16 protein-coding genes are annotated in these 20,324 nt (G+C 70.8%); 12 read left to right on the forward strand and 4 right to left on the reverse strand.

Annotated elements, in window-relative coordinates:
• The first annotated feature begins 124 nt into the window (after positions 1 to 124).
• From ACWD02_RS20445 to ACWD02_RS20455, 3 genes are read left to right on the forward strand one after another with little or no spacing between them, the layout of a single operon-like run.
• Positions 125 to 1,144, forward strand: coding sequence for a FecCD family ABC transporter permease (locus ACWD02_RS20445; RefSeq protein WP_451213337.1), 1,020 nt, complete (start codon positions 125 to 127; stop codon positions 1,142 to 1,144).
• 11 nt (positions 1,145 to 1,155) lie between these two features.
• Positions 1,156 to 2,250 (forward strand): FecCD family ABC transporter permease, encoded by a 1,095-nt coding sequence (locus tag ACWD02_RS20450; RefSeq protein ID WP_451213340.1) that lies wholly within the window; start codon positions 1,156 to 1,158, stop codon positions 2,248 to 2,250.
• Between the two features lie 4 nt (positions 2,251 to 2,254).
• A complete protein-coding gene (locus tag ACWD02_RS20455) occupies positions 2,255 to 3,115 on the forward strand; it encodes an ABC transporter ATP-binding protein (RefSeq protein WP_451212494.1) in 861 nt (286 codons plus the stop codon).
• 422 nt (positions 3,116 to 3,537) lie between these two features.
• Here ACWD02_RS20455 and ACWD02_RS20460 read toward each other — a convergent pair whose 3' ends face one another.
• From ACWD02_RS20460 to ACWD02_RS20470, 3 genes are all read right to left on the reverse strand, one after another.
• Entirely contained in the window at positions 3,538 to 4,638 is a 1,101-nt protein-coding gene (locus tag ACWD02_RS20460; RefSeq protein WP_451213343.1) for a M20 family metallopeptidase, read from the reverse strand.
• 145 nt (positions 4,639 to 4,783) lie between these two features.
• Positions 4,784 to 6,214, reverse strand: a complete 1,431-nt coding sequence (locus ACWD02_RS20465; protein WP_451212497.1) for a vWA domain-containing protein — start codon at positions 6,212 to 6,214, stop codon at positions 4,784 to 4,786.
• Complete coding sequence (locus tag ACWD02_RS20470; protein WP_451212500.1) at positions 6,211 to 7,071, reverse strand: AAA family ATPase; 861 nt, start codon at positions 7,069 to 7,071, stop codon at positions 6,211 to 6,213. Before ACWD02_RS20470 ends, ACWD02_RS20465 begins: the two co-directional genes overlap by 4 nt.
• A gap of 230 nt (positions 7,072 to 7,301) precedes the next feature.
• On the opposite strand from ACWD02_RS20470, the gene ACWD02_RS20475 reads away from it, so the two are divergent.
• From ACWD02_RS20475 to ACWD02_RS20495, 5 genes are all read left to right on the forward strand, one after another.
• Positions 7,302 to 7,799: a winged helix-turn-helix transcriptional regulator gene (locus ACWD02_RS20475; protein WP_451212502.1), complete on the forward strand. Its 498-nt coding sequence runs from the start codon at positions 7,302 to 7,304 to the stop codon at positions 7,797 to 7,799.
• A gap of 103 nt (positions 7,800 to 7,902) precedes the next feature.
• Positions 7,903 to 8,436 (forward strand): SRPBCC family protein, encoded by a 534-nt coding sequence (locus ACWD02_RS20480; RefSeq protein ID WP_451212505.1) that lies wholly within the window; start codon positions 7,903 to 7,905, stop codon positions 8,434 to 8,436.
• The gene (locus ACWD02_RS20485) at positions 8,436 to 9,497 is read left to right on the forward strand and encodes an LLM class flavin-dependent oxidoreductase (protein WP_451212508.1); all 1,062 of its coding nucleotides are present in this window, start codon (positions 8,436 to 8,438) and stop codon (positions 9,495 to 9,497) included. The genes ACWD02_RS20480 and ACWD02_RS20485 overlap by 1 nt, the downstream gene beginning before the upstream one ends.
• A gap of 128 nt (positions 9,498 to 9,625) precedes the next feature.
• Positions 9,626 to 11,275: a cytochrome bc1 complex cytochrome b subunit gene (qcrB, locus tag ACWD02_RS20490; RefSeq protein ID WP_451212511.1), complete on the forward strand. Its 1,650-nt coding sequence runs from the start codon at positions 9,626 to 9,628 to the stop codon at positions 11,273 to 11,275.
• A 40-nt stretch (positions 11,276 to 11,315) separates the two neighbouring features.
• Positions 11,316 to 12,173 (forward strand): metallophosphoesterase family protein, encoded by an 858-nt coding sequence (locus ACWD02_RS20495; RefSeq protein WP_451212514.1) that lies wholly within the window; start codon positions 11,316 to 11,318, stop codon positions 12,171 to 12,173.
• 27 nt (positions 12,174 to 12,200) lie between these two features.
• Here the strand turns inward: ACWD02_RS20495 and ACWD02_RS20500 are convergent, their stop codons facing one another.
• The gene (locus ACWD02_RS20500) at positions 12,201 to 14,450 is read right to left on the reverse strand and encodes a terpene synthase family protein (protein WP_451212516.1); all 2,250 of its coding nucleotides are present in this window, start codon (positions 14,448 to 14,450) and stop codon (positions 12,201 to 12,203) included.
• Between the two features lie 409 nt (positions 14,451 to 14,859).
• Between ACWD02_RS20500 and ACWD02_RS20505 the strand changes: the two genes are divergently transcribed.
• From ACWD02_RS20505 to ACWD02_RS20520, 4 genes are all read left to right on the forward strand, one after another.
• Positions 14,860 to 16,122: an alpha-L-fucosidase gene (locus tag ACWD02_RS20505; RefSeq protein WP_451212519.1), complete on the forward strand. Its 1,263-nt coding sequence runs from the start codon at positions 14,860 to 14,862 to the stop codon at positions 16,120 to 16,122.
• A gap of 94 nt (positions 16,123 to 16,216) precedes the next feature.
• Entirely contained in the window at positions 16,217 to 18,154 is a 1,938-nt protein-coding gene (locus tag ACWD02_RS20510) for a beta-N-acetylhexosaminidase family protein (RefSeq protein ID WP_451212522.1), read from the forward strand.
• Between the two features lie 253 nt (positions 18,155 to 18,407).
• Positions 18,408 to 19,286, forward strand: coding sequence for a TetR family transcriptional regulator C-terminal domain-containing protein (locus ACWD02_RS20515; protein WP_451212525.1), 879 nt, complete (start codon positions 18,408 to 18,410; stop codon positions 19,284 to 19,286).
• A 116-nt stretch (positions 19,287 to 19,402) separates the two neighbouring features.
• Positions 19,403 to 20,299, forward strand: coding sequence for a 3-keto-5-aminohexanoate cleavage protein (locus tag ACWD02_RS20520; protein WP_451212527.1), 897 nt, complete (start codon positions 19,403 to 19,405; stop codon positions 20,297 to 20,299).
• The last annotated feature ends 25 nt before the right edge of the window (positions 20,300 to 20,324 follow it).

The following is a 20,324-nucleotide window of genomic DNA, read 5'->3' on the forward strand; positions in this document are numbered from 1 at the left end:
GTTCGCCGCCACCCCGACTCGGGGCTCCAGGTCAAGGTTAGGTTAGGCTAACTTCATGTTGGTTGCGCAAGGGGGGCCGGTCCCAACGTCCGGATCCAGACCTCCGATACCGGACTTGGCGAAGATGCATCGCCCCACGCTGTGGGCGGCTGCCGCCCTTGTTGTCCTGCTCCTGTCGCTCGGCCTGCTCTCGCTCCTGATCGGGTCCGGGTCGACCCCGATGGGCCGCGCCTGGGACTTCCTCACCGGGGACCCCTCCGCGCGGGCCGACGCCCAGATACGGCTCGCCGTCATGGACGTACGCCTCCCGCGTACGCTCGCCGGCGTCCTGGTCGGCGTCGCCCTCGGCGCCGCCGGCTGCCTCCTGCAGGCCGTCACGCGCAATCCGCTCGCCGAGACGGGCCTCCTCGGGGTCAACTCCGGTGCGGCACTCGGTGTGGTGATCGGTCTCACCTACTTCGAAGTGACCTCCGCCTACGGCGTGTTGGTGTGGGCCCTGGTCGGCGGCATGGCCGCCAGCGCCGTGGTCCTGCTGCTCGCCGCGTCCGGCAGGGCCGCGGGTTCGCCGCTGCGGCTCGTCCTCGCCGGATCGGCGCTCGGCGCGACCTTCCACGGCATGACGTCGTACGTACTCCTGGGAGAGCAGGCCACGTTCGACACCTACCGCTACTGGACCATCGGGTCCCTCGCCGGCATCAAGACGTCCGAGACCTACCCCCTGATCCCGCTGATCGCGGTCGGGCTGCTCATCGCCTTCTCCTGCGTGCGCCCGCTCTCCGCCCTCGCGCTCGGCGACGACAGCGCGCGCTCCCTCGGCCATCACCCGGGGCGCATCCGGCTGATCGTCGCGACGGCCGTGACCCTCCTCGCGGGCTCGGCGGTCGCCCTCGCGGGCCCCATCGCCTTCCTGGGCCTCCTCGCCCCGTACGCCGCGCGCGCGGTCACCGGCCCCCGGATGGCGGGCCAGTTGGTGCTCTCCGCGCTGGTCGCGGCGAACGTGATGATCGCCGCGGACCTCCTCGCCAGGGTCGTGATCCGCCCCTGGGAGACCCCGGTCAGCGTGCTGCTCGCCTTCATCGGCGGCCCGTTGCTGATCTGGATCGCCCGCTCGCAGCGGATGTCGACGGCGGGGGTGGCCGCGTGAGTACGCGAGAGATGCCGGAGGCCGAGACTCCGGAACCCGCGCGGAAGCAGCAGGCCGACGTCACCCCGCCCGACTCCACCGCGGTACGCGTCGGGACCTTCTCCTGGCTCTTCCCCTACCGCAGCGCGCTCGCCGCCGTCGGTCTCACGCTGGTGATCGCGGTGGTCGTCTCGCTCGCCACCTTCGCGAGCTCCACCGGGATGAGCTTCTCCGAGAGCCTCTCCGGGCTGCTCGGAACCGGCGACTTCGCCACCGTCATGCTGGTGCAGGACTTCCGGCTCCCGCGGATCGCCGTGGGGCTCATGGTCGGCGCGGCGCTCGGCATCGCGGGGTGCCTGACGCAGACGCTCGCCGGAAACCGCCTCGCCACCCCCGACATCATCGGCGTGAACGAAGGCGCCACCGCGGCCGTCGTCGCCTCGGTCGTCGGCTCGTCCACCGGCATGATCGGGGACTGGTGGCTCGGGCCCATCGGTGCCGCCGCGGCGGCCATGGTCGTCGTCGCCTGCGCGGGCGGCGCGGGCAGCGGCGGATACCGCATCCTCGTCGTCGGCATCGGCGTCTCCACGGTCATCGGCGCCGTCACCGACCTCGTCATGTCCCGCGAGAACGACAACACCGCGGGCGGCGTCTTCCTCTGGACCGTCGGCTCGCTCAGCGGCCGTGACTGGAGCGTCGGCACACCCCTGTCGTTGATCTTGCTCATCCTCGTTCCGCTGTCGCTCGTCGCCGGCAGCCGCCTCCAACTCCTGCGCTTCGACGACGACATGGCGGCCACCCTCGGCGTCAACGTCCGCCGCGTCCGCGCCGTGACCCTCGCGCTCGCCGTCGCCCTGTCCGGCGTGGCCGTGGGCATCGGCGGCCCGATCGCGTTCGTCGCGCTCGCCGCACCCGTCGTCGCCTCCCGGCTCGGCGGACCGACCCGGGTCCCGATCATCGGCTCGGCCCTGGTCGGCGCGGCCCTCGTGGGCGCCGCCGACGCGCTCGGCCGTGTCGTCGCCCCCGTGGAGATCCCGGTCGGCGTCATCACCAGCGTCCTCGGCGGACCCTTCCTCCTCTGGGTCCTCTTCGGCAAGAATTCAGGGCAGCAGACCGGAAAGGCCTGACCCCGTGCAACTGACCGTCGAGGCGCTCACCTCCGGCTACCCCGGCCACACGGCCGCCGTGGACGGCATCGACCTCACCATCCCCAGCGGACAGGTCGCCGCCATCGTCGGCCCCAACGGCTGCGGCAAGTCGACGCTGCTTCGTTCCATCTCCCGGCTGCACAAGCCGAGTTCGGGCACGGTCCGCGCCGGTGACGAGGACGTGTGGCGGCTGACCCAGCGCCGCGCGGCGCACCGCATCGCGCTGCTCGCACAGTCCCCGCAGGCCCCCGAGGCGGTCACCGTCGCCGGACTCGTGCGCTACGGCCGTCACCCCCACCAGGGTTTGTTCCGCCAGTGGTCGCGCGAGGACGAGGCCGCCGTACGCGAGGCCCTCGAAGCCACCGGCACCACGGACCTAGCCGGGCGCCGCCTCGACCACCTCTCCGGCGGCCAGCGCCAGCGCTGCTGGCTGGCGATGGTCCTCGCGCAACAGACACCGATCGTTCTCCTGGACGAGCCGACGAGCGCGCTCGACCTCGGGCACGCCGTCGAAGTCCTCTCCCTGGTACGGGAGGTGGCCGCCGCGGGCCGCACCGTCGTCATGGTCCTGCACGACCTGGCGAGCGCCGCCCGTTACGCCGACACCGTCATCGCCATGAACGCGGGCAAGGTCGTCGCGAACGGCCCGGCCCGCGAGGTGGTGACCGCCGAGCTGGTCAAGGAGCTGTACGGGATCGACGCGGACATCCTCCAGGCGCCGGGCGACGGCTCCCCGGTGGTGGTACCGACGATGACCGCGAAGGCGCCCCAGGGGGCGCCGGAAGAGCAGGCCCCTGAAGCGGCCTCGACCACGGCTTCCGCGAAGGCGGCTGAGTCCGGCTGAGTCCGGCTGACCGGCGTCCGCGGAGGGGTTGGGGGAGGCGTTTGGGGGCGTTGGCGAGAAGGTCGGGTCAGACGTCTGAGCGGGGGCGTGGCGCCGGTGTTGCGACCGCCCGCGCAGGCGGTCGAGCGCGGCTGACCTGCGTCCGCGAAGGCGCCCCAGGGGGCGCCGGAAGAGCAGGCCCCTGGCGCGGTCTCCACCCCGTGCTCGACGTCAGCGAAGGCCGCTGAGCACGGCTGACCGGCGTCCGTGAAGGGGTTGGGAGAGGCGTCCGAGGGGCGCCGGTGAGCGAGCCCGAATGGGGCGCCGCGTACGCTTCGGCGTCCGGCCGCGCCCCCGCCCGCAGCGGTCGGCTGGTGTCCGGGGAGCGTTCGTCGGGACGCCCGCGAGGCAGCCCGAGCAGGCGTCACCGCCCGCGAACGCCGCTAGGCCCGGCTGACCGCGAAGTCCGCGGCCGTCCACGCGAGCCCCACGGCCCCGTCGATCATGGCTTGTTCGGCGACCGGCGTGGCGGCCGCGGCGGCGAACTCCGGCTGATGTGGGCCGCAGCCGCCCCCGCTGATGTCGAGCACGGGGTGGATGGACGGGACGACGTGCGAGACGTTGCCCATGTCCGTGGACGCGAAGGGGCCGCGCCGCTGCGGTTCAGGCCGCCCGAGGGCGCGCGCGTTCGCCTCCCACAGGGCGACGAGACCGGCGTCGGACCGGAAGTCGAGGTAGTCGGGCGCGGGCTGCTCCAGCTCCACCGCGCACCCGGCCGCCAGCGCCCCCGCCCGGAAACAGTCGGCCACCCGCTCCCGCAGCTCGCGCAGCTCCTCCACCGACGGCGTCCGCAGCGCGTAGGCGGCACTCGCCCGCTCGGGGATCGCGTTGAGCGCGGTCCCGGCCCCGGTGGTGATCCCGTGCACCTTCCACTCCCCGGGCAGCTGCTGCCGGAGCAGCCCCAGGGCCACTTGCGCCACGGTCAGCGCGTCGGCCGCGTTCCTCCCGTCCTGCGGGTTGAGTGCGGCGTGCGCGGACTTTCCCGTGTACTCGACCGAGAGCGCCCCCATCGCATACGAGTGGAAGTCGGCCACCTCGAACGGGCACGGGTGAACCATCATCGCCGCGTCGACCCCCTCAAAGGCCCCGGCATCGAGCATCAGCGCCTTCCCGGCCCCGCTCTCCTCCGCGGGCGTCCCCAGCACGCGGACGGTGAGCCCGAGTCGGTCGACGGCCGAGGCGAGCCCAAGGGCGGCCCCCACGCCCGCCGCCGCGATCAGATTGTGCCCGCAGGCATGCCCCATGCCGGGCAGCGCGTCGTACTCACAGGCAAGCGCGACGGTCACGGGCCCGGTCCCGATGGTCGCCTCGAAGGCGGTCTCCAGCCCGTACGCCGGAGCGGTCACCGCGAAGCCGTGCCCGCGCAGCACGTCCGCGCACCACCCGGCCGCCCGCCGCTCCTCGAAGGCGATCTCCGGATGGGCGTGAATCCGCCGACTGAGCCCGACGAGCTCACCCCGCACCTCGCCGATCCGAGCCCGGATCTCCTCCTTGAGCCCATCGAGCCCATCGAGCCCATCGGCCCCATCGCGCCCGTCGCCTGTCACGCGTCCTCCTCGCCCTGCCACTGCCGGCGCCACTGCCACCGAACATCCCGCCCGGCCAGCTTACGGATCGCAGCGCTCCCGTTCAGACCGGCAACAACCGCCCGATCAGCGCGCTGAGCTGCCGTGCGTTGCGGCACTCGTACATCTCCACGAACTCGGCGTACGTCCCCGCCACCGAGTCGCCCGTCTGCCACTGGGCGCGGCGCTCCGGGTTGAGCCAGTACACCTTGCGGGCGCGGGAGGCGATGGTGCGCAGGGCGGGGACGTTCGGGTCGCTCATGTTCGTGCGGGCGTCTCCGAGCACGAAGACCGTGGAGCGCGAGGTGACCGCTTCGAAACAGCGCTCGGCGAACTCACCCAGGGCGGAGCCGTAGTCGCTGCTGCCGTGGTGGCCGGTGACCGCCGCGCCCGAGATGATGCGGCCGCTCAGGCCCTCGGTGTCGGCGGTGCCGCGGGCGATGAGGTCCGTGACCTCGTCGACGCGGTTGACGAAGGCGAAGACCCGCACCTTGCTGAACTGGTCGTGCAACGCCTGGACGAGCAGCATCGTGAAGTTGGCGAAGCCCGACACCGAGCCCGACACGTCGCACAGGAGCACCAGTTCGGGGCGCGCGGGGCGGCGCCTTCGCAGGACCGGGCGCATCGGGATGCCGCCCGTGGACAGCGAGCCGCGCAGCGTTCTGCGCAGGTCGATGTGGCCGCGGGCAGCGCGGCGGCGGCGGGCGGCGAGGCGCGTCGCGAGTTTGCGGGCCAGCGGCTGGACCGTCCTGCGGAGTTCGTCGAGCTGCGCGCGGCCCGCGATGAGGAAGTCCACCCGGTCGGCGGTCGGGGCGATGGCCCGCCGGGCGATCACGTCCGCACCGCGCCGCTCGGCGACCCGGCGGCGCGCTTCGTTGCCCACGAGCGTGCGGAAGCCCTCGATGCGGCGGCGGATCTCGTCGGCGGTGAGCCGGTCCGTGAAGTCGTCGTCCGTGAACTCGCCGTCGTCAGGGTCTCCTTCGGCCGCGCTCCTGCGGATTCCTGCCAGGACGCGGGCCAGCAGGGTCTCCGGGCGCAGCCGGGAGAGCGTCTGGTGTGACGACCAGCCGTCCGAGCCTCCTGTACCTCCGGACCCGGGACGCGTCCCGTATCCGCCCATGCCCTCCACCGCCTCGGCCGCCAACTGGTTAAGCTGCGCTTGGTCGTTGGCGGCGAGCGCGGCGGCCAGGCGCTCACGCAGGTCGTCCCTGTCGAAGGGCTGGCCTGTGCCGGAGCCGTCCGGGGTGTCCGGTGCGCCGATCCCGCGCGGAAAGTACAGGTCGAAGACCGGATCGAAGACGGGCCGCTGCCCCTCGCCGTGCAGCAGCGCGGCGGCGAGCCCCTCCCGTAGCCGCTCCCGCTCGGTGAGGCCGAGCGCCTCGATGGCCTGGCCGGCGTCCACCGTCTCGCCCGTGCCGATCCGGATGCCGTGCGAGCGCAGCGCCTGCACGAGCGCGGTGAGCCGCTCCGGAACCCCGGTGGCCGGCCCGGTCACACGGTGTCCAGGTCCAGTTTGGCCGCCGCCTTCAGCACGTCGTCCTGGTGCTTGAGCACGACGCCGAGACTGTCGCGTACGACGTCCTCGTCGAGGGAGTCGGCGCCGAGGGCGAGGAGCGTACGGGCCCAGTCGATGGTCTCGGCGACCGACGGCACCTTGCGAAGGTCCATCGCCCGCAGCGCACCCACCACCCGCACGACGGACCGCGCGAGGGCTTCGTCGAGTCCGGGGACCTTCAGGCGGACGATGCGGCGCTCCAACTCCTCCTCGGGGAAGCCGATGTGGAGGAAGAGGCAGCGGCGGCGCAGCGCCTCGGAGAGCTCACGGCTCGCGTTGGAGGTGAGAACGGTGAAGGGGCGCCGGGTGGCGGTGATGGTGCCGAGCTCGGGGACCGTGACCTGGAAATCGCTGAGGACCTCGAGGAGCAGGCCCTCGACTTCGACGTCCGCCTTGTCGGTCTCGTCGATCAGGAGCACCTTCGGCTCGTCGCCGCGGATGGCGGTGAGCAGCGGGCGAGGGAGCAGGAACTCCTCGCTGAAGATGTCCGTGCGCGTCTCGTCCCACGACTCGTCGCGGCCCGCGGTGATGCGCAGGAGCTGCTTGGCGTGGTTCCACTCGTAGAGCGCGCGGGACTCGTCCACGCCCTCGTAGCACTGGAGCCGGACCAGACGCGCGTCCGCGACCTCGGCCACGGCCTTGGCCAGCTCGGTCTTGCCGACGCCCGCGGGACCCTCCACGAGCAGCGGCTTGCCCAGGCGGTCGGCCAGGAAGACGGTGGTGGCGACGGCCGTCGAGGCCAGATAGCCCGTCTCGGCGAGCCGCTCGGCGACATCGTCCACTGAGGTGAAGAGCAACGGAGCCTCCGGCTTGGCGCGTGCGGCGTGATCGCGGTCGGGTGTCGTCGGGTGGTGGCGCGTGTTCGGGTACGACCGCTGCTGCCACTTGATCAGCCCCCGGTCCGCTCCACAACGGGGCCGCCGCGTTTGCGTCGAACGTCACGTGACCGGTGCCGACCCGCCGCGGACTGCTGAGTCCAGTGCCGAGACCCACCGGGCTCCACGGCCTCTTCTCGTATCCTTGCGGCATGAGGCGGACCTCCTTTGCCGACTGGCCCTGCTCCATCGCCCGCACCATGGACCTGCTGGGTGACTGGTGGACCCCGCTCGTGCTGCGCGAGGCGTTCTACGGGATCAAGCGTTTCGACACCTTCCAGCAGGAGCTGGGCATCGCGCGCAACACCCTGACCGACCGGCTGCGCCGCCTGGTCGACGAGGGCCTCATGGAGAAACGCGCGTACCAGAGCGAGCCGGTGCGCTACGACTACGTGCTCACCGAGAAGGGCCGCGACTTCTTCGGAGTGCTCGCCGTGATGAACAGCTGGGGCAACCGCTGGCTGAGCGGCGACGAGGGGCCGCCGGTCGTCTTCGAGCACGACCGCTGCGGGCACGAGGCCACGGCCGAGGTGGTCTGCGGCCACTGCAAGGAGCCGATGTCGGCCGCGGACACACACGCACGCCTGGGCCCCGGCTACCCGGCACGGCTCGCCGAACGGCCGGACATCCGGGACCGCTTCAACCGCTGAACCCTTGCCTCACCATGAGCGTTCTCACCCTTGACGAGTGAGTCTATCTACGCAACTCTCGTGGTCAGCGGCTACGAAGTTGACTACAGAGAGGCGACCACCGATGGAGTGGACAGGCGCGCGCTACGCGGACGAGCCGACGGCCGAGGTGCGCACGCGGATCGCCGCGTCACCGGAACGCGTGTGGGAGCTGGTCTCCGACATCGCCCTGATGCCCACACTGAGCGCGGAGCTGCGTTCGGTCGAATGGCTGGACGGAACGACCTGGCCCGCGCTCGGCGCGCGGTTCGTCGGCCGCAGCGAGCACCCGTCGTTCGGCGCGTGGGAGACCACGTCGTACGTCGTCGAGTGCGAGGCCCCGCGGGTGTTCGCCTGGGCGGTCGAGGACCCCGAACGGCCCAGCGCCGTCTGGCGGTTCAGCCTCACCGCGGCGGACGACGGCGGCACCGAGCTGACCCAGTGGATGCGGATGGGTCCCGGCCGCTCGGGTCTGTCGTACGCGATCGACCGGATGCCGGAGAAGGAGCAGAAGATCGTGTACGTACGGATGCGGGAGTTCGAGCAGAACATGACCGCCACGCTGGACGCGATCAAGAAGCTGGCCGAGGGCGCGGCTGCCGGGAAGGCGGACGTCTGATGCGTACATCGACGACCATCGAGGCGAGCGGGGCGAACTGGCGGGAGACCGTCGACTTCGTCACCGAGGCCGAGAAGCTGGGGATGGACATCTGCTGGGTCGCGGAGGCGTGGGGCTCCGAAGCGCCGTCCCCGATCGGCTACTTGGCCGCGCGCACGGAACGCATGCTGCTCGGCTCCGGCATCATCCAGCTCGCGACCCGGACCCCCGCGGCCATCGCCCGCGCGGCGATCACCCTCTCCAACATCTCCGAGGGCCGCTTCGTCCTCGGGCTCGGTCCGTCGGGCCCGCAGGTGATCGAAGGCCTGCACGGGGTGCCGTTCGCCCGGCCCCTCACCCGGATGCGGGAGACCGTGGAGATCGTCCGCCTGGCGGCCTCGGGGGAGAAGGTCTCGTACGCGGGGCGGGAGTTCACCCTGCCGCTGCCCGGCGGCGAGGCCAGGCCCATGCGCCTGTCCATGCGCGCCGAGCACGAACTGCCCGTCTACCTGGCCACGCTCTCGCCCAAGATGCTGCGCCTGACCGGCGAGATCGCCGACGGCTGGCTGGGCACCAGCTTCGTCCCCGAGGGCGCGAAGGAGGCCTACTTCGACCACCTCGACGCGGGCCTGGCCGCCTCCGGCCGCACCCGCGGCGACCTGAACGTCTGCCAGGGCGCCGAAGTGGCCTTCGCCGACGACGAGGACGCCCTGCGCGCGATGGTCGCGGGCCGCAAGAAGGAGCTCGCCTTCAGCCTGGGTGGCATGGGCTCCGCCACGACCAACTACTACAACAACGCCTACAGCAGGCAGGGTTGGGCTGACATCGCCGCCGAGGTGCACGCGCGCTGGCAGTCCGGCGACCGCGAGGGCGCGGCCGCCCTGATCACCGACGACATGGTCCTCGCCACCACCCTCATCGGTACCGAGGCCATGGTCCGCGAGCGGCTGAGGGTGTGGCGCGCGGCGGGCGTGGACACGATCCGCTTCTACCCGGCGGGCGAGAGCCTGGAGGCGCGGCTCGCGACGCTGGGGCGGGCGCTGGATCTGGTGCGGGAGTTGGAGCGGGAGGCGCCGCAGTGATGTGACCTCCTCCGCGTGCGGTGGTCCGACCTGCGCACCCCAAGATCGTCAACTACCGCCCACGGAGGGCCTGTTGGCTCAGGCAACCCCTTGATCTAACCTGGGATCCGCCTGAGGGGGGTAGCCGCATGAGTGGAAGCGTCGAGCACACCCGGGACAGCAAACGCACGGCTCCGGCCGGCAAGGGGGAGCGGGTCGCCGACTGGGCGGACGGCCGGCTGGGCATCCACACCCTGGCCAAGAGCCAGATGCGGAAGATCTTCCCCGACCACTGGTCCTTCATGTTCGGGGAGATCTGCCTCTACAGCTTCCTGATCCTGATCCTCACCGGGGTCTGGCTGACGCTCTTCTTCGAGCCGAGCGGCTCCGAGGTGATCTACGACGGCGTCTACACCCCGCTCAAGGGCATCCAGATGACCAAGGCCTTCGAGTCCACGGTCGACATCAGCATGGAGGTGCGCGGCGGCCTGCTGATCCGGCAGATCCACCACTGGGCCGCGCTCGTGTTCGTGGCCGCCATGCTCGTGCACATGATGCGGGTGTTCTTCACCGGCGCGTTCCGCAAGCCGCGCGAGGTCAACTGGCTGTTCGGCTGGACGCTGCTGTTCCTCGGGATCATCACCGGCCTCACCGGCTACTCACTCCCGGACGACCTGCTCTCGGGCACCGGCATCCGCTTCGCGCAGGGTGCGATCCTCTCCATCCCCGTCGTGGGGACGTACATCTCCTTCTTCCTCTTCGGCGGGGAGTTCCCGGGTGATGCCATCATTCCGCGGCTCTTCAGCGTGCATGTGCTGCTGTTGCCGGGGATCATGCTGGGCCTCGTCGTCGCCCACCTGATCCTGGTCTTCTACCACAAGCACACCCAGTTCGCCGGGCCCGGAAAGACCGAGAAGAACGTGGTCGGGGCGCCCTTCATGCCCATCTACGTCGCCAAGGCGGGCGGCTTCTTCTTCCTCGTCTTCGGTGTCCTCGCGCTCATGGGCGCGATCGCCACCATCAACCCCGTGTGGGTGATCGGACCCTACCGCCCGGACCTGGTCTCCACGGGCGCCCAACCCGACTGGTATCTGGGCTTCTCCGAGGGCCTGATCCGGGTGATGCCGACCTGGGAGATCAATGCCTGGGGGCACACGGCCGAACTGGGCGTCTTCATCCCGTTCATGCTCTTCCCGCTGATCCTGGCGGCGATCGCCGTCTATCCGTTCATCGAGGCCTGGGTCACCGGCGACAAACGCGAGCACCACATCGCCGACCGGCCGCGCAATGCCCCGGTGCGTACCGGGCTCGGCGTGGCGTGGCTCTCGCTGTTCGGCGTACTGATGGTCGGCGGCGGCAACGACATCTGGGCCACGCAGTTCCATCTGTCCATCAACGCGATCACCTGGGCCGTACGGGTCGGTGTCTTCGTCGTGCCGGTGCTCGCCTTCTTCGTGACCCATCGGTGGTGCATGGGGCTGCAACTCCGTGACCGTGAGAAGGCACTGCACGGCCGCGAGAGCGGCACGATCAAACGCCTGCCGCACGGGGAGTACGTGGAGGTCCATGTGCCGCTCACCCAGGGCGAGTTGTACAAGCTGACGGCGCACGAGCAGCCCAAGCCGTACGAGATCGGCCCGGAGGTCGACGCCCACGGAGTGGCACGCAGGATCAGCCGAGGCGAACGCCTGCGGGCACGCCTCGGACGGGCCATGTACGGACCGTCGGCCCAGGTGCCCAAGGCGACGCCCGAGGAGTACCTGGAGATCCAGCGGGGCGGCGGGGACGGACACCACTGATCGCGCCACACGGCGTCAACGCGGCGGATAGCCTCACGAGGTGACACAAGTACCCGAGAAGAAACCGAAGTTGTACGCCATCAGTGATCTGCATGTCGCGTACGACGCCAACCGGAAATTCCTCGAGTCCCTGCGCCCGGAGACCGACGAGGACTGGCTGATCGTCGCGGGGGACACCGCCGAGCGCATGGCCGACGTCGAATGGGCGCTGCGCACGCTCACCGACCGTTTCGCCAAGGTGGTGTGGACGCCGGGCAACCACGAACTGTGGACGCCACGCGACGACCCGAACCAGTTGCGTGGCGAGGCCCGTTACCGCCACCTCGTCGACCTGTGCCGCTCCTTGGGAGCCGCGACCCCCGAGGACCCCTACCCGGTGTGGCGCGGCGACGGCGGACCCGTCACCGTGGCCCCGCTGTTCCTGCTCTACGACTACACGTTCCGCCCCGAGGGCACGCACGCGAAGCGGGACGCGCTGGAGGCGGCGCACGCGGCGGGCGTCGTCTGCACCGACGAGGTGCTCCTGCACCCCGACCCCTACCTGGGCCGCGACGACTGGTGCCGCGCCCGCGTGGCATTCACCGAGGAGATGCTCGCCCGGCGCACGCCCGGCCTGCCCACGGTCCTGATCAACCACTGGCCGCTGGTGCGCGACCCCACCCGGATCCTGCACTACCCCGAGTTCGCCCTGTGGTGCGGCACCGAGCTGACCGCCGACTGGCACGTGAAGTACGAGGCGGCGGCGGTCGTCTACGGCCACCTGCACATCCCCCGCACCACCTGGCACGACGGCGTCCGCTTCCAGGAGGTATCGGTCGGCTATCCCCGCGAGTGGCGCCGCGACCACCACCCCGCCCCGCAACTGCGCCAGATCCTCCCGGAGCCGCGGGACACCTGACCGCCGGCCGGGCCGGGACCGGCCGTTTCAGTTCTGCCCCAGCCCTGGCGCACCCTCCATCTGCCGGTCCACGGCCAGGCCGAACTCCCGCAGCCAGTCCGGTCGTACGGCCGCCATGCCGAATCCCGACGGGCTGCGCAGCGGGCCGTGGGACAAGTGCTCCTCGCGGTAGCGGCGGCAGTCGCGGTGCCAGGTGTAGATGCCCGCGATCCAGTTCTCGAGATCGCGCACATAGGCGTCGAGGATGTCCCGTGTCGACCGGGGAAGCTTGAAGTCGTCGTAGAGGACAGGCAGTTCGTGGGTCACGACGTGCTGGAACTGACTCAGTCGCGACTTCATCAGGTCGTCGATGATGCCGAGCGCGGTCGGATAGTCGCAGCCGAAGAAGTTCTGGACGACGAGGACGCCGTTGTGGATCTCGCCCTCGTACTCGATCTCCTTCTGGTACGAGAAGACGTCGTTCATCAGGGTCGCGTAGTCGACCGCCGCGTTCTCCAGGTTCTGCATCGGGCCGCTCCGGTAGATCTCGGGCGGGACCTGCGGGCCGTTGCCCAGGCGGCACAGGCTCAGGGTGAGCGGGGCGCCGAAGGTGAGGCGGCGCATCTCGATGTAGTCGACGGGGTCGGGGATACGGTTCTGCGCCTGGTTGTCCAGCTCCCAGAGCCAGCTGGCCGTCATGACCTCGACGGCGGTGCGCAGCGTGCGGCGCGCCTCGTCGTCCATCGGGCCTGCGGTGCGTACCCACAGGTCCGCGAGGCCACGCTCCATCGCGCTCGTCGGCGCCGGCATGTCCGCGAGGTCCTGCGGCATGAAGAGCGAGAGCCGGTCGTTGCAGAGTTTCGCGCCCGCCAGGTCGCGGGGCCTGCCGAAGACCACGGGGAAGTAGTCGTCCCCGTACGTTCCCCAGGTCAGCCACTGCGAGCCCAGGTCGAGGGCTTCCAGGTCGGCGTCCGGGTGGAGGCCCGCCGCGCAGAGCGGGAAGTCGAAGCCGTGCACCTTGTGCGCGTCCCAGATGTCCGAGCTCGGCACGCCGGGCTGGGGCCGGAGCATGCCCATCCGGCTCGCCCACGCCACGGCACGCGGGCGTGCCGCCTCCAGGTGGGGCGAGAGGCGGGTCCGGAACGGCAGGTCGAAGTCGGGCAGCCGGGACGGCCCCACCCGCTGGAAGGGGACGTGCGTGTGGCCGCGCAGCCGTTCCGCGCCCGTGGCGGCGATCAGGGCCTTGATCCCGGCGGCGGCCGTGCCGGGTCCGGTGGGCCCGTCCAGCGGCGAGGGTGTGGTGCCGCCCTTGTTCATGTAGCGGCTGGACACCATGTGCCACTCCTGCCCGCCGGACTGCCAGTCCTGGAGTCCCTTGGTGTACGCGAGGACGTCGGCGCACTCCTTCGGCGGCAGCCCCGTCTCCGCGAAGAGCGGGGCGAGTTCGGTCAGCGCCGTGTTCTCGAACTGCTGCATCCGTGAGGTCAGGAGGTCGTTCACGGCATCGGCCGCCTCCTGCGTGGAGCAGTCCAGGAACTTCTCCAGGACCAGGACGCCGTTGGACAGTTCACCCTCCTCCTCGATCTCCCGCTGGTACGAGAAGAGGTCGTTGCGCAGGTGGACGGCGTCGGAGAACGTCTCCTTGAGGACGCGCAGCGGCCTGGACCCGGCGACGGCCGGGGGGACCTCCGCGCCCGTCGCGTACTCGATCAGGCCCGCCGACCAGGGTGCGCCTCCCACCTTGCGGCGCATCTCGATGTACTCGACGGGGTTGGCGATCCGGCCCTCGTTGATGTTCGAGAGCTCCCACAACGATTCGTTGAGCAGATTCTCCGTGCTCTCCGCGAACCGCGCCCGCCAGTCACGCGACATGAACGGCACGGTCCGCGCCCAGAGGTCCGCGAGCCCCGCCTCGACCGGATTGGTCGGCTCCGGCACCGGCGTGGACAGGTCCATCGGCATGAAGGCGGGCAACCGGTCCAGATAGGCTCTGCCGCCTTCCCGGTCATGGGTCCGCTTGAACAGTTCGAGAAAGTGGTCGTCGAAGAAGAACACCCACACATACCAGTCGGTGACCAGGGACAACGTGGGTCCGTCACAGTCGGGGTGGGTGTACGCGCACAGCAGCGCGTAGTCATGGGCGTCCAGGTCGCGCTGCTCCCAGACGCCCGAACCCTCCAGCATCCCCATGTCGCGTGCCCACTTCCCGGAGTGCTCCCTCGCCTCTTCCAGATGGGGGTTGAGACGGGCGGGATGCACCATGTAGAAGCTGGGCAGTTCGAAGGGCTGCGACGGCATGCGGCGTTCTCCTCGCGACGGCGGTGAGGGCGGTGATGGCGGTGACGGCTGTTTCCGGAGACGGCGGCTTACGGGCAGCGGAGCACTACCCGAGCGGGGGTGACCGATGCGGTGACCGCCGGAGACTCACACCATTGCGTGATGCACGCGGTTCAAACGTCGCCGTGACGACTCGGTGTGCGGCGACTTGGCCGGCGGTGAGGGTGAAGCAGAAACACGGCCCCGTCAAGGCCCGTGACGACACCGGAATTTGCCCCCCGACGCCCCCTTGTATACGGCATCTTTCTCGATCTAGCCTGCTGGCGCTCAAGCGCTTCAGCTCGGTGGCCGTCCGGCCGTCGGCACCCCTCCCCGCCCTGTAGACAACGTTGCCAATCCGGACGCGCACGCACGACGAGGAGAACTGCCCATGATTCAGCCGTGGTTCACGGACTCCAAGCTCGGGATCTTTCTCCACTGGGGCATCTACAGCGTGGACGGGGTGGCCGAGTCCTGGTCCTTCTTCGACGGACGTGTCCCGTACGACCGGTACATGGCGCAGCTCGACGGCTTCACCGCCTCCGCCTACGACCCCGAGGCATGGGCCGATCTCTTCGTCCGCGCGGGGGCCCGCTACGCCGTCCTCACCGCCAAGCACCACGACGGGGTCGCCCTCTGGGACACGGCGGCGAACGACCTCTCCGTCGTCAAGCGCACCCCCGCGGGCCGTGACCTCGTCACCCCGTACGTCGCCGCCCTGCGCGCCCGAGGCATCAAGGTCGGCCTCTACTACTCGCACCTGGACTGGTCACACCCCGACTACGCCACCGTGCGCCACGACGGCCAGGACCCCGCCGAACGCGGCAACCGCTACTCCATGCCCGCCGTCGGCGAGGAGTCCGAGGAGAGGTGGGCGGACTTCCTCGCCTTCCACCGCGCACAGGTGCGGGAGCTCCTCGAACGCTTCGAACCGGACCTGCTGTGGTTCGACGGCGAGTGGGAACGCGGCCCCGAGCAGTGGCGCATGGCGGAACTCGCCGAGGAGATCCGGGCGCTCTCCCCGCACACCGTCGTCAACGGCCGCCTCACCGGGCACGGCGACTACGCCACTCCCGAGCAGGGCGTCCCGATCGAACCACCGGGCGGGCCCTGGGAGTTGTGCCTCACGGTCAACGACTCCTGGGGCTATCAGCCGCAGGACACGAACCACAAGTCACCGCGTCAGCTGGTCCGCATCTTCGTCGAGGCCGTCGGAGGCGGCGGCAATCTGCTCCTCGACGTCGGCCCGAAGGAGGACGGCACGCTGCTCCCCGAACAGATCGCGCGCCTCGAAGCGCTGGGGGAGTGGACGGGCCGGCACGCCGAAGCGGTCTACGGGACGGTACGCGGCCTTCCGCACGGCCACTTCTACGGCCCTTCGACGCTCTCCGCCGACCGCCGCACCCTGTATCTGTTCCTTTTCGACCGGCCCAACGAGTACGTGGTGCTGCGGGGCGTGCGCAACGGCGTGACGTCCGCCCGCGTGCTCGGGACGGACGCCACCGTCAGGCACGAGCGCGTCGGCGGCCTCGGTGACGTACCGGGCTGGGAGTACGTCCATCTCACCGACGACCTCCTCGATCCGCTGTGCACGGTCGTCGCCCTGGAACTCGACGGCGCTCTCGACCTGTACCGCGCGCACACGCGCGACTGAGCCGCAGCCCGCCCCTCCTCGCCGGCTCCCTGAACCCACCCGCACCCCTTCAGCACCCCACCCGCACCCCTCCCACCCCAAGCCCGGAGGTTCCATGCCCCGCCCCGCTCGTACGCTCAGAGCACGCACGGTGCTCCTCGCGCTGGCCGTCCTCGCCGTCCCGTCGGCGCCCGCGGCCTCCGCCGCACCTCCCGCGGCGCAGAAGGAAGCAGCGTCCCACCGGCTCCCCGTCGTCTCCCCGACCCCGCAGCACATGGCGCGGGCGGGCGGCGACGTGCCGCTCGCCCGGCGCGCCGAACTCGTCGTGGGCGACGACACGGACGAGGTGGCCAGGCAGCGCGTCACCGAGACGCTGCGTGCCCACGGGGTGCGTGACATCGACGTACGCGCGAAGGCGTCGGGCCGTGCCCCGCTGACCGTCCTGCTCGGCCCCGCGACCCGGCCGGACATCGCGAAGGCGCTCGGCACGACGAAGGTGCCCGAGCAGGCGGAGGGCTACGCGCTGCGGACGCGGCACCGCACCGTCGCGCTCGGCGGCAAGGACGCCACCGGGCAGTTCTACGCGGCGCAGACCCTCGGTCAGCTCATCACCAAGGGGCGCATAGCGGGTGCCGAGGTCTCCGACTTCCCCTCCATGCCGCTGCGCGGCAGCATCGAGGGGTTCTACGGACCGCCCTGGACCGAGGCCGAACGGCTCGACCAGATGGACTTCCTCGGCGACACCAAGGCCAACACGTATGTGTACGCGCCGAAGGACGACCCCTACCACCGGGAGAAGTGGCGTGAGCCGTACCCGGCGGACAAGCTCACCGAACTCGGCAAGCTGATCGACCGCGCCACGGCCAACCACGTCCGCTTCACGTTCGCGGTCTCGCCGGGCGGCTCCATCTGCTACTCGGACCCGGCGGACGTCAAGGCGCTGACGGCCAAGCTCCAGGCGATGTACGACCTCGGGGTGCGGTCCTTCTCCGTGCCGCTCGACGACATCAGCTACACCAAGTGGAACTGCGACGCCGACAAGGCGACGTTCGGCGAGCCCGGCCGCGGTCCTGCGGCCAAGGCCCAGGTGGGGCTGCTCAACGCCATCCAACGGGACTTCATCGCACGGCACGAGGACGCCAACCCGCTGCAGATGGTGCCCACGGAGTACGGGGACCTCACGGACACCGCGTACAAGCAGACGATGCGGGCCGAGCTCGACGACGCCGTCGAGGTGATGTGGACGGGCACCGACGTGGTCCCGCCGGAGATCACCAACTCCCAGGCGGAGAAGGCCGCCGAGCTCTTCGGGCGCAAGGTGTTCGTCTGGGACAACTACCCGGTGAACGACTTCGCGCGTACGGCGGGACGGCTGCTGCTCGCGCCCTACGACAAGCGCGAGCCCGGTCTGTCCGGCCACCTCAGCGGCATCGTGTCCAATCCGATGAACCAGGAGGGGGCGAGCAAGCTCGCCGTCTTCACCATGAACGACTTCTCGTGGAACGACCACGGGTACGACCGGGCGCGGTCGGGGCGGCAGGCCGCGCTGTATCTCGCCGGGGGCGATGAGCGGGTCGCCGACGCGGTGCAGACGTTCGTGGACCTCAACCACGCGGCGCCCACCTTCGGCGAGACGAACTGGCAGCCGCAGTCCCCGGTTCTCGGGCCGAAGCTGGACGCGTTCTGGAAGCGGTACGAGAGTGATCCCGCCGGGGCGGTACGGGCGCTGCGGCCCACCGCGCGGGAGATCGAGAAGGTGCCCGCGGTGCTGCGCTCCGGGGTGCCGGACGAGTTGTTCCTCCATGACGCGAAGCAGTGGCTGGACGCGACGGAGCTGTGGGGTTCCGCGCTGGGGCACGGCCTTGCGGCGCTGTCCTTCGCCCAGGAGGGGGACGATGCGGGGGCCGCGCGGGAACGGGCCTCGATGGAGTCCCTCGTGAAGCGGGCCCGTGCGATCACGGTGGATCCGGCCGAGCATCATCAGCTGGGGCCGGTGAAGATCGCCGATCCTTACCTGGATGAGTTCGTCTCCGGGGTGCAGGACCGGACCTGATCCGGCCTGACCCGACCTGACCGCCGTGCTGCGGCGGAAACTCCCACCCACTCACCCACTCACTCACTCGCCCGCCCCCTCGTTTGCCCCGCGTGCAGGGGGAGCGGGTGGGTGGGCGTGGGTTTAGCTGCTCGCTGTTGTTGCGGGATTCGGGGTGACTGAGACATCAGTCAGAATCGCAACGCGGCATTCACCTGTAGAAATCCGTCTCGTGGATTGCGATCACCGCAACGCCCAGGTAGCGTAACCGCCCATGCAGCAAGACCCCGAGGTCGCGGACAGAGTCCGCAAGGTCATCGCCGACGCCGGAGCGACCCAGCGCGAGTTCGCCCGCCGCATCGTGATGGACCCCTCCAAGCTCTCCCGTTCCCTCGGCGGCACCCGCCGTTTCACCGCCGCCGAGCTCGCCCGCATCGCCGACACCGGCGGCGTGGACGCGGGCTGGCTCCTGGGCACCCAGCTGCCGGGCGCCCAGCCACTGGGCGCTCGGAACGCCGCACCCCTGACCCGCCGGGAACGCACCGCAGCGGCCCCGGAGGGCGGGCGCCCCCTCCAGATCGTCCGCGAGACCGTACGGCTCGTCGCCGAGCGCGGATTCCATGCCGTACGCGTGGCGGACATCGCCGAAGCCTGCGCCACCAGCACCGCCGCCATCCACTACCACTTCCCCGGCCGCGACGACCTCCTTGAGGCCGCCGTCCGCTGGTGCATGGACGAGGACACCGCCCGCCGGGCGGCCCGCGTCGCCGAGGCGTCCGATGCCGCCGACGAGCTGCGCCAGCTGATCGAGCTCCAGACGCCCCGCACCCCGCAACAGCGCTGGCAGTGGAGCGTCTGGCTCGACCTGTGGGCGGAGGCCGCCCGGTCGACGGCCGTGGGACGGCTGCACGCCGACTACTACCGGCAGTGGCGTTCGACGGTCGCCGACGTCATCCGGCGTGGCGTCGACGAGGGCGTCTTCCGCCTCGTCGACCCGCAGTCCGCGGCGCTCCGGCTCACCGCGCTGATCGACGGCCTCGCCACCCAGGTGCTCGCCTCGACCCCGGGAGACGACGGCACCACCCCCGACGACATGCACGAGGCGCTGCTCGTGTACGTGGACGCGACGCTCGCCGTGCCGAGACCGGCGTAGGCACCGGGCAGCGCTCCACGGCAGCTCCGCAGCACCTCCGTACGTCCCTGCCTCTACACCTCCGTACCTCCGCACTTCCACACCTCCAACACCCCACCCCCGAGGGAGAGTTCGCCATGCCCGTGAACCAAGACGTCATCATCACCGCCGCGCTCACCGGCGCGGGCGACACCGTGCGCAAGAGTCCCCACGTCCCCGTCACCCCCGAGCAGATAGCCACCTCCGCCGTGGAGGCCGCCGAGGCCGGCGCCGCCGTCGTGCACATTCACGTACGCGACCCCGAGACCGGCGACCCCTCGCGCGACCCCCGTCTGTACCGCGAGGTCGTCGAGCGCATCAAGGAGACCGGCACCGACGTCGTCATCAACCTCACCGCGGGCATGGGCGGCGACCTGGTCATCGACCCGGTCGAGCCGCTCAAGGAACTCGGCGAGCTGCCGGGCACCGACCTCGTGGGCGGCCTCGACCGCCTCCCGCACGTCGAGGACCTGCTGCCCGACATCTGCACCCTCGACTGCGGCTCCCTCAACTTCGGCGACAACCTCTACATCTCCACCCCCGACATGCTCCGGCAGGGCGCCAAGCGCATCCAGGAGCTGGGCGTGCGGCCCGAGTTGGAGATCTTCGACACCGGACAGCTCTGGTTCGCCAAGCAGCTGCTCGCGGAAGGGCTGCTCGACAACCCCACCGTCTTCCAGCTCTGCATGGGCATCCCGTGGGGCGCGCCGGCCGACCCGGGCGTGCTCCAGTCGATGGTCAACATGCTGCCCGACGGCGCCCAGTGGGCCAGCTTCGCCCTCGGCCGCATGCAGATGCCGTGGGTCGCCCAGTCGATCCTGCTCGGCGGTCAGGTCCGCGTGGGCCTCGAGGACAACCTCTACCTCGGCAAGGGCAACAAGGTCAGCAACGCCCAACTCGTCGAGCGGGCCGTGCAGATCACCGAGAATCTCGGCTCGCGCGTGGCCACGCCGGACGAGGCGCGCCAGAAGCTCGGCCTCAAACCCCGTGTCTGAACTCCCCCCCCACACTGAAGGATCT

It is taken from the genome of Streptomyces sp. NPDC002853, from assembly GCF_053591915.1.

Bases quoted from the DNA above. Each gene is read 5' to 3' on its own strand.
- ACWD02_RS20450 (WP_451213340.1), top strand. From the start codon at position 1,156: ATGCCGGAGGCCGAGACTCCGGAACCCGCGCGGAAGCAGCAGGCCGAC.
- ACWD02_RS20510 (WP_451212522.1), top strand. From the start codon at position 16,217: ATGCCCCGCCCCGCTCGTACGCTCAGAGCACGCACGGTGCTCCTCGCG.
- ACWD02_RS20475 (WP_451212502.1), top strand. From the start codon at position 7,302: ATGAGGCGGACCTCCTTTGCCGACTGGCCCTGCTCCATCGCCCGCACC.
- ACWD02_RS20480 (WP_451212505.1), top strand. From the start codon at position 7,903: ATGGAGTGGACAGGCGCGCGCTACGCGGACGAGCCGACGGCCGAGGTG.
- qcrB (WP_451212511.1), top strand. From the start codon at position 9,626: ATGAGTGGAAGCGTCGAGCACACCCGGGACAGCAAACGCACGGCTCCG.
- ACWD02_RS20445 (WP_451213337.1), top strand. From the start codon at position 125: ATGCATCGCCCCACGCTGTGGGCGGCTGCCGCCCTTGTTGTCCTGCTC.
- ACWD02_RS20505 (WP_451212519.1), top strand. From the start codon at position 14,860: ATGATTCAGCCGTGGTTCACGGACTCCAAGCTCGGGATCTTTCTCCAC.
- ACWD02_RS20520 (WP_451212527.1), top strand. From the start codon at position 19,403: ATGCCCGTGAACCAAGACGTCATCATCACCGCCGCGCTCACCGGCGCG.
- ACWD02_RS20515 (WP_451212525.1), top strand. From the start codon at position 18,408: ATGCAGCAAGACCCCGAGGTCGCGGACAGAGTCCGCAAGGTCATCGCC.
- ACWD02_RS20485 (WP_451212508.1), top strand. From the start codon at position 8,436: ATGCGTACATCGACGACCATCGAGGCGAGCGGGGCGAACTGGCGGGAG.
- ACWD02_RS20500 (WP_451212516.1), bottom strand. From the start codon at position 14,450: ATGCCGTCGCAGCCCTTCGAACTGCCCAGCTTCTACATGGTGCATCCC.